Here is an 8475-nt window from a genome sequence, read left to right as displayed (position 1 = left end):
CGTCTCGGCATCCATCAGCCGTGAAATCTTCGCATGGGAAAGTCCCGATGGTTCGGATAGGCAGATAGGCAAAGACGAGCTGGAGCTTATGAAAAACGCCATCCGCAATCAAGATTTAAAGGCATTGCAGCAAAAATTTCACTCAAAGAAATACAGTGGATACGAAAATACGCAAGTAGTCAAATATCAGCCGGATAAAACCATCAAAATTCGCACGCGCCACGCAATGGCTACGACGCTGATATTTGATAGCGAGATAGACAATTTCGTGCTAGGCGACCAAACCGGCTTTAAAATAGAGCAAATCCCGAGCCAGCCTAACGCCATTGCGATAATTCCGCAGTTAATCGGCATCGATACGAGCCTAACGATTTTTACGAGCGACGGAAAAATCCACACCTTTTATATTTTTTCAACGGATTATAAAAATTCAAGCGATCCAAGCTTCATAGTTCGCATACAAGACGGCGAAACACAAAAAGCCAAGCTGGCTAAACTTGAAACCGACAACAAAGAGTATCTAACCATAAAAGACGGAATAGCCGAGCTGAAAGTTAAAAAAAGCGATATTTACAGCGGATATACGCAAAAAGCCGAAAAAGAAAACGAGTGGCTACTATCGGCTGAAATTTTTAGCGATAAGAAATTTACGTATTTTAAGTATTCAAAAGACGAAATGCCGCAAATTCCTACCATTTACGCAGTCATCGATAAGCAAGATAGTCCGGTAGAAACGAGGGTAATAGGCGATTACATAATCGCGGAGACTATAAATCCGAAATTTACGATTAAAAGCGGTGATAGCTACGTATGCGTAGATCGTAAAGAAACGCAGGCTGAAAAACTAAGAAAAGAGATAAGAAAGAATTTAAACACCGATGAAGAAGCCATAAAACAAAGGCAAAAAGAACATAGCAAAACAATAACAAAAAATCAAGAAAAATATAATGAATCCGTAAAGAAAGCAAGGGGATTTTAGAATGAAAAAGGGGAAGAAAACGCTGCTTTTAAGCCTTACGACGCTTAGTATAATTTCTTCTCCCCTTTTGGCGGAGGAGATTTTTAACGAAGCGGCCGGGCAAGAGCAGCAAGACGAGCAAATAAGAAATTTGCAAAATCAAAAGGATTTAAACCATCTTTTTGAAAATTCAAAATTTCCGGTTGATGACTACATTTATAAAGCTGGGAAAAAAGCACCAAGCCAAGACGGGCAAAATTTAGGCGAAATTTTGAAGAAAATCGAAGAGCTTGAAGCCAAAAAGCAATCCGGACAGACCGTACCCGGTGCACCGACTGCTACGCCGGAAGACATGACAAGAGAGCAAGAGCAAATGGCGCAACGCGCTAGAGACAAGCAAGAAGAGCTAAAAGCCAAGCAAGAGAGTCTGAAACAAGAAATAAGAAAAGACAACCAGGCTGCCTATGAAAACAAAATGCGCGAGCTAATAAGAGCTCAAATTTTAGCTAATCGCAACAACGAAATAAAAAACGTAAATCAAAACTCCCAAAAATACGGCGCCGACGGCTTCTCAAATCAAAAGAGTATAGATATCAGCACAAACGAGCACAGGCTATACCGCACCATTAGAGCGGGACGGCTAATCCCAGCAATTTTAACGAGCGCGATAAGCTCGGATTTAAGCGGAATAGTAACGGCTCAAATAGAGCAAGACATATATGCCGCAATGGGGCGAGCAGTGCTAATTCCTCGCGGAAGCAAAGTGATAGGTTTTTATACTAACGATACTAAAATCGGGCATGAGAGGTTAGAAATCAGGTGGCGCGAAATAATCACGCCGCAAGGCATAAATATATTACTCACCGATGCAATGGCAGCCGATAATATGGGAATGAACGGAGTTGTAGGAGCGATAAATAATAAATATTGGGAACGCTACGGCATAGCCTACTCAATCTCAACGATTACGAATGCCTTACTTTTAGGTATAGCCTCAAAAATGGGAAATTCAAACAACTCTTACGCTACCGAAATTTACTCGAACGCCAGAAGCGACGTAAGCAGCGTGGTACAAGACATAATTCAGCAGCAAAGCCAAATTAAGCCGACCATCGAAATCAAAAGCGGAAGCCGTATATTTTTAGTGCCTACAAATCACATGTGGTTTGCGAAGCCGAAAGACGGCGAAGTGATGATGCAATATTTTAACGATTAAAGGGGAAAACCGATGCAATACGAGCAAATCAAAAGCCAAGTTAAGACTGAGCTACAAAATAAAAAAGCAAACGATAGACTACTAAAACGCATAGCAAATCAGCTAAAAATTACCGAAAAGGCTGAAGCAAGCGCCGCAAAAGAGAGGCAGAAGCTAGAAAAGCTAGTGCAAGAGAAGAACGATTTAGCAGGCGCGAGCGCAACGGAAGCAAGCCAAGAAGAGTAAAATGAGCGAAAGCATAATTTTAAATAATATTTTAGGTGTTTTAAAGCCGTATTTGACCCTACGGGCAAATGAGCTGATATTTAATCGGCCGTGCGAAATCAACATAGACTACGGCGACCACTGGGAAATAGTACAAGACCCAAAGCTAGATATTAAATTTCTAAATAATTTTTTGATCGAGCTGGCCACTAGGAGAAATCAGCGCTTCGATGAAACGCATTGCCATCTTTCGTGCGAGCTGCCCGATCCGTTTTTGCGTTACCGCGTTCAAGCGCAGCATAAATCGAGCCTATTTAATAGCGATATCGCAATTTGCATAAGAATACCGAGCAAAGAGGCCTTTAAACTAGAAAGCTTTACATTAAGTCAAAACGTGATAAACGAGGGCTGGACTTATGAAAAAATCAAAGAGCTGATCCGGGATAAGAAAAACGTACTTTTAAGCGGCGGAACTGGAAGCGGGAAGACCAGTTTTTTAAACTCGTTAATGGGAGAAATAGACCCGGGCGAGCGAGTAGTCACCATAGAGGACAGCCAAGAGCTGAGGGTAGAAAACGTAAATAAAACGCAGCTGGCCGTACCGAAAATCGCCACCGAAATTTACAGCTATCAGGTAGCGATCGATAATGCGATGCGTTTGCGACCAGATAGGCTATTTTTGGGCGAGATAGACATCCGTAATACCTTTTCGTTTTTAAGAGTAAACAACACTGGACATGCTGGAAATTTAAGTACCTTGCACGCAAATAATCCCAAAGACGCCATAAAGGCCATTAAAACCAATATTATTTTAGGAGGTGGCCTATCAAGCGTGGATGATCGCATGCTAGATAGCCTTATCGTCACGGCGATTGACTACATTATCCAAATAGCTAGAGTAAAAAACCAAAGAGTCGTGACCGATATTTTAAATTTAAAAGAACTAGACATTGCAAAGATCGTAGCATGAGAAAAGTAGCCGCGCATTTTATATACTTTACCGAAGCTGACGTAAGAGTACTAAAACGCCTATCTCAAAGGCGCAACGAAAGCAAATCGGCGGTAGTTCGGAAGCTGGTGCATATAGAAAAATATGCCGACGTGCTAGAACAGATAGAAACGAATAACGAAATAATAAGCGAATTCTTACGAGAATTCGGTCGCTTGGGGGCAAATTTAAATCAAATCGCTTATCATCTAAATGCAAACATTACCGGTCCCGAAGAAGCTAAAAACGACCTAGAAAAGAATATGCGAGACTTTGCGGCAGCCATAAAAGAACTAAGCGCAAAAATTGAAGATTTAAAAATAAAAATAGAAGTGGAGCGTGTAAAAACGCCGAGCAATGAGGGGGCAAAAGGGGAGGAAAATGGATAGTTCAAAAGGTTTTACCGCCAAAAGATGGGCCTGGGCTTTTTTCGTTTCGCTTATAATGGGCGTAGTGCTATATTTGGCGGTAGTCAAGGTTATTTTTAATCCGGATTTGATAAAAGTACCCGCAGTGGCGTATAAAATTTTAATAAATATAGGCGCGCCGACGCTAAAATTAAAGGCTTACGTCGCATTATTTACGCTGATCGCCCCGTTTTTGGTAGTCTTTACGTGGTGGCTATTGCCGTATTTTAGAGACGGCGAAGATTACGGATCGGCAAGGTTCGCAACGCCAGAAGACTTCCCTAAAATGAACATAAACTATAAAAATGGCTTAGTGCTAGGATGTCACAATATAGATAGCGATAATCCACAGTTTTTAAGGGCTACGCAGCCGCTCTCGACGCTAGTTGTAGCGCCTCCGGGAAGCGGTAAAACGGCAGGCATGATTATCCCGAATTTATTAAGCGTGCCTAATTCTTGCGTAACGCTGGATATCAAAGGCGAGTTATACAAAAAGACGGCCGGGTATAGGCAAAAATACTTCAATAACGAAATTCAGCTATTCTCCCCTTTTAGCTGGGATAATACGCTATTTTTTAACCCGTTCGACCGCTCGATCGTTAAAGACATGGAGTATATACACATAAAGAAATTGGCCGAGCAGATAGCTTCTACCATTTTCGTAGGCGAAAAAGGCAGCGAAAACGACCACTGGATAAAATCGGCAAGAACGATGTTTGTATTTTTCGCCGAATATTTTATGCAAAAAGACAAACATGCTACGCTAGCCCAACTTGCACAAGCTCCAAAAGCCGATTATTTCGAGTATTTGGACGAAAAATTCGGCGAAGAGGCAATGAAAGAGATAGACGAAGATGATCCCGAGCAAGAAAGAGAGAGAGACTATGACGTAGATACTTTTAAAATTTGGCTGAAACAGACAAGCTTTGACGAAAGTATCGACGAAAGCACGAGAAATCAGGCTAGAGCGTATGCAAGGGCCGCAGATAATGAATTTGCAAGTATAAAATCGACATACGACACGTTTATGACGGTTTTTAGCAATCCGCAAGTAGCCAACGCAACCAGCAAGATGAGCTTTACGTTCGAGGATTTAAGAGCGAAAAGAATATCGATGTACGTAGTCGTTCAGACCGAAGATATCGAAATTTTAGCTCCTTTAATTCGTATTTTCATAGAAACATTATTTAAGAAATTAATGAGCGGAGAAGAGTGTAGTGATCCTGAGAGATTTATATACTTTTTTGGGGATGAGTTCGTGCGCTTCGGCAAGATGCCATTTTTATTAGAAGCCCCCGCACTTTGCAGAAGCTACGGGCTTTTACCGGTTTTCGTTACGCAAAGTTACGAGCAGATCAAAAAATACTACGGCGAAGACGATATGAATATTGTAAAAAATAACAGTGGATATCACGTAATTTTTAACATGAATAGTGACAAAGACGCAGAGGATACGAGCAAGTTAATAGGCGACTACACAAATATTAAAATCAGCAAATCGCAAGGCAATATGGAGCTATTTAAAAGCAATATCTCAAGGAGTAAGGAAGCCAAAAAGCTAGTAACCGCCCAAGATTTGAAAAACCAAGACAGCAGCGATATTTTAATCCTCGTTAAAGGCTTTTATAAGATGCCTATCAAGGCAAAAGTGCCTTATTGGTTCAAGATGGCGCAGTGGAAAGGAGCGGACAAGCTAGAAGTGGGAGTAAAAGCCGAGCCAAATGAGGCGACCGCGCCGCAAGACGTTCATATCGCTAAAAAAGGGAGCGAAAAAGAGGCGGAGGGCGAAGCGAAAACTGCGGAAAATAACGCAAATTTAAGCCAGAGCGAAATCAAGCCGGCGGATGATAAAAAACAACAAAGAGACGAGTTGTTAAAAGCTCTAAAAATTAAAGTGGATAGGGAGTAAAATTTTATAAATTTTTATAATAAATTTAGTAAAAAATTTAAAAATATAATATTTTTATTTTTTCTAAATTTAAATTATACATAATTTTATTTTTAAATGTTTTATTGTTTCTTAAGAGCTCTAATCTAAATTTTTATCGAAGATTTAAATTAGAGCCCAAAGCTCTAAAATCTACCCTAAGGAGTAAGCAATGACCTATGCAGAGAAGCAAGAGCAAGAAAAGGCATACAAAGAGTATGAGAAAAATCTTGCCGAGCGATTTGCAACAAGCGAAGATGGCGAGTTTGAACTCAGCGACGGCGAAAGCAAGGAGTGGGAATATTTAAATAAGTCCCACCAAAGCATGGAGATCGACGAGCAAGACGAGCCTAACACCGACTCATAGCCCAAAAGCTATGAGTAAACGACAGATGTAAGGATAAAAAAATGGCAACAGAACAAGAGAAAAAGAGTTGGGAGCAAATGAGTAATGTCGAGAAAAAAGAGAGCTTTGATAAATACATGAAATATAAGCTCTTCGAAGCCCACAAGACCGCAAAAGCGGACTGGCAAAGGGATATGAGTAAGGAAGAAGTAGACAATACTATGCCTTACAATGCCCTAACCGGCAAGACGTACTCAAGAGAGACTAGCATGCTTTTAAGGGCTGAAATGGCTATAAGAGGCTATGAAAAAGCGCAGTTCGTAACGATGGAGCAAGGAAATGCAATGGGTGGGGTACTCAAGCTCAAGCACGACGAGCAAACCGGTGAAATTTTAAAGACCAAAAACGGCCTGCAGGCAAGAGTCGAGGGCGTCAAAATGCTTTATATCGCAGATCATAAAATGAGACCTAAATTAGACAAAAACGGCAACGAAGTTATAGCGACCGTAAAAGATAAGGAGGGAAACGTTAGATTTGACGAAAATACCGGCAAAGCGATTACATACGTTGTTAAGGAAAAAATCCCGATTAAACCGCGATTGGAGACGAAAACGCTCTATCACGTAAGCCAATTCGACGGGCTAAACGAAGAAAAAATCAAAGAGCGGGATCTAACGGCAATACAAAACTACCGAGAAGCCGCAAAAGACCAAGCATATGAAGCAAGGGTCGACTATGGCAAAACTTTGGGAATAGGTGGAAATTTAGCTAAGCAGCTAAACAACCTAACTATGGCGCAAATCAAAGGCGTAGATTATTATAATCCGGCGCAAAGGCTTGATATGTCCAAAGAAGCCCAAAAAGCTAAGCAGCAAATCAAGCAACAATATAACAGCATAGAGCAAGGTAGATAGGTTAAGTCAAACTTAGGGTAGATCGGGGCGAAAGCCCCCGAATTTAAGGAATTAAAATGTTACTTGATTTTTTGAATTTTTTAGTAAAATTATTTAATATCAGTATAAATATTGTCATAAGTACTACCCCACCTTTTACCAATATATCTAGTAACATTGAATGTGGGTGTGAATATTCTCTTTCGTATATCCCCATTATATTTTTTTCTCCAAATCCTATTCCTATTACTGGATTTTTTGCTATTACTTGCATGGCATATTCCCATAAAAAAGTTCTTCTTGTTAATGTTAGATCTTTATTTAATATATCAACAATTAACCATGAAAAAGCATTTTGAATGCTAAATATGTTTATTGCTATACTAATTATAAAAAAAAGCCAAAATATAAATACAGGTGTTATTATTTTACTTTCTTTCCTAAGCATATATAATAACATAACAAAAAATAGTATTTGTAATACCCCTGATGCACTCATTACCCAAAATTCTGAAATAAATGTAATTGCAAGTGCGAAAATAGAATATTTTGTTATTAATTTTCCATACTTCTTATATGACAATATAAATGAAACTCCACATAATGGTAGTAAATTATATATCATACTATTATCATATCCCATTAAGTACAAGTCACCAACTACTTTTTCTAATCTATACATTCCTTCTGGATAATATATTATTATTGAAAATAAATTCAATAAATAGCATATTGCAAGTATCCAAAACATTCCTTCAAAATATACATTATTGCTATTTTGCATTTCTTTATCTGTTAATAAACATATGGCTATTGCAGGTCCTGCAACTTTAACCCAGCTAAATAAATTATTCGAATATAACACAGTTACAATAAATCCGGAATACAAAAAACAAGAATATTAAACCTGTCATCTTACTCATTTTAAATTTTCCTCTAAGCATAAGTGTTAATAAAACTAAAATTAATAAGATATCTACTCCTACTAATATATTTGCAAGCCACTTAAAACCTAAATGTTCCAATGAGTCTGGCTTTATAAGTGCAAAAAATATTATTGCATATATTACTGTATAAATCAATTTTTGGGGCCTAATTGTTATCTTCCTCATTAATCTTAACCTCTCCTTATCTTTAGTGAACTTTCTTTACATTTTCCTGCATAATATTCTTCTAATTTCTTCGCTTCTTCAATAATATTAAAATTATTTTTTGTCATCTCATCAAAACCATCTAATCTTTTAAAATTATTATAGTCTTCTAATATTATTTGGGCCCAATTTTCTGGTGTTTCTTTTAAGCTTATAAATCTTGTAGTATTTAATACTTTAGTTTCCTTTGTCATATCTGTAGAAAATTCACACAAAAGTCCATTTGCCTGTGCTTCTATTCCTACAACTGGTAAGCCTTCATATAGACTTGGAAGAACAAATATATCCATCGCATTATAATAATCACTAACATTATTAATTTGCCCTGTAAATATAACATAATCTTGCAAGCCTAATTCTTTTATTTTTTCTACCAATTCATTAT

The 8475-nt window shown here is 38.4% G+C and carries 10 protein-coding genes; 8 read left to right on the top strand and 2 right to left on the bottom strand.

What is annotated here, in order from left to right:
• From Q0257_RS07995 to Q0257_RS07960, 8 genes are all read left to right on the top strand, one after another.
• On the top strand, nt 1-979 hold a 979-nt coding region (locus Q0257_RS07995; RefSeq protein ID WP_298023767.1), incomplete at its 5' end, for a TrbG/VirB9 family P-type conjugative transfer protein.
• Nucleotide 980: 1 nt separating this feature from the next.
• On the top strand, nt 981-2174 hold the full coding sequence (locus tag Q0257_RS07990) for a DNA type IV secretion system protein ComB10 (protein WP_298023764.1): 1194 nt from the start codon (nt 981-983) through the stop codon (nt 2172-2174).
• A gap of 12 nt (nt 2175-2186) precedes the next feature.
• On the top strand, nt 2187-2399 hold the full coding sequence (locus Q0257_RS07985) for a hypothetical protein (RefSeq protein ID WP_297962510.1): 213 nt from the start codon (nt 2187-2189) through the stop codon (nt 2397-2399).
• A 1-nt stretch (nt 2400) separates the two neighbouring features.
• Nucleotides 2401-3348: an ATPase, T2SS/T4P/T4SS family gene (locus Q0257_RS07980; RefSeq protein ID WP_002952532.1), complete on the top strand. Its 948-nt coding sequence runs from the start codon at nt 2401-2403 to the stop codon at nt 3346-3348.
• Nucleotides 3345-3755, top strand: coding sequence for a plasmid mobilization relaxosome protein MobC (locus Q0257_RS07975; protein WP_298023761.1), 411 nt, complete (start codon nt 3345-3347; stop codon nt 3753-3755). The genes Q0257_RS07980 and Q0257_RS07975 overlap by 4 nt, the downstream gene beginning before the upstream one ends.
• Complete coding sequence (locus Q0257_RS07970; RefSeq protein WP_297997908.1) at nt 3748-5682, top strand: type IV secretory system conjugative DNA transfer family protein; 1935 nt, start codon at nt 3748-3750, stop codon at nt 5680-5682. Before Q0257_RS07975 ends, Q0257_RS07970 begins: the two co-directional genes overlap by 8 nt.
• Before the next feature lie 190 nt (nt 5683-5872).
• Nucleotides 5873-6067, top strand: a complete 195-nt coding sequence (locus Q0257_RS07965; protein ID WP_298023758.1) for a hypothetical protein — start codon at nt 5873-5875, stop codon at nt 6065-6067.
• A 41-nt stretch (nt 6068-6108) separates the two neighbouring features.
• Nucleotides 6109-6960, top strand: coding sequence for an ArdC-like ssDNA-binding domain-containing protein (locus Q0257_RS07960; RefSeq protein WP_298023755.1), 852 nt, complete (start codon nt 6109-6111; stop codon nt 6958-6960).
• Nucleotides 6961-7003: 43 nt separating this feature from the next.
• Here the strand turns inward: Q0257_RS07960 and Q0257_RS07955 are convergent, their stop codons facing one another.
• Both Q0257_RS07955 and Q0257_RS07950 read right to left on the bottom strand, forming a co-directional pair.
• Nucleotides 7004-7804 (bottom strand): O-antigen ligase family protein, encoded by an 801-nt coding sequence (locus Q0257_RS07955; protein WP_298023752.1) that lies wholly within the window; start codon nt 7802-7804, stop codon nt 7004-7006.
• 252 nt (nt 7805-8056) lie between these two features.
• A partial coding sequence (locus Q0257_RS07950; protein WP_298023749.1) for a glycosyltransferase occupies nt 8057-8475 on the bottom strand: 419 nt, incomplete at its 5' end.

The sequence above is a fragment of the uncultured Campylobacter sp. genome, assembly GCF_938018035.1.
Taxonomy (GTDB): Bacteria; Campylobacterota; Campylobacteria; order Campylobacterales; family Campylobacteraceae; genus Campylobacter_B.
The sequence above is the reverse complement of the archived record's forward strand: the minus strand, read 5'-3'. Positions and strand labels throughout refer to the sequence as shown.

Bases quoted from the DNA above. Each gene is read 5' to 3' on its own strand.
- Q0257_RS07975 (WP_298023761.1), top strand. From the start codon at position 3,345: ATGAGAAAAGTAGCCGCGCATTTTATATACTTTACCGAAGCTGACGTA.
- Q0257_RS07970 (WP_297997908.1), top strand. From the start codon at position 3,748: ATGGATAGTTCAAAAGGTTTTACCGCCAAAAGATGGGCCTGGGCTTTT.
- Q0257_RS07960 (WP_298023755.1), top strand. From the start codon at position 6,109: ATGGCAACAGAACAAGAGAAAAAGAGTTGGGAGCAAATGAGTAATGTC.
- Q0257_RS07990 (WP_298023764.1), top strand. From the start codon at position 981: ATGAAAAAGGGGAAGAAAACGCTGCTTTTAAGCCTTACGACGCTTAGT.
- Q0257_RS07985 (WP_297962510.1), top strand. From the start codon at position 2,187: ATGCAATACGAGCAAATCAAAAGCCAAGTTAAGACTGAGCTACAAAAT.
- Q0257_RS07980 (WP_002952532.1), top strand. From the start codon at position 2,401: ATGAGCGAAAGCATAATTTTAAATAATATTTTAGGTGTTTTAAAGCCG.
- Q0257_RS07965 (WP_298023758.1), top strand. From the start codon at position 5,873: ATGACCTATGCAGAGAAGCAAGAGCAAGAAAAGGCATACAAAGAGTAT.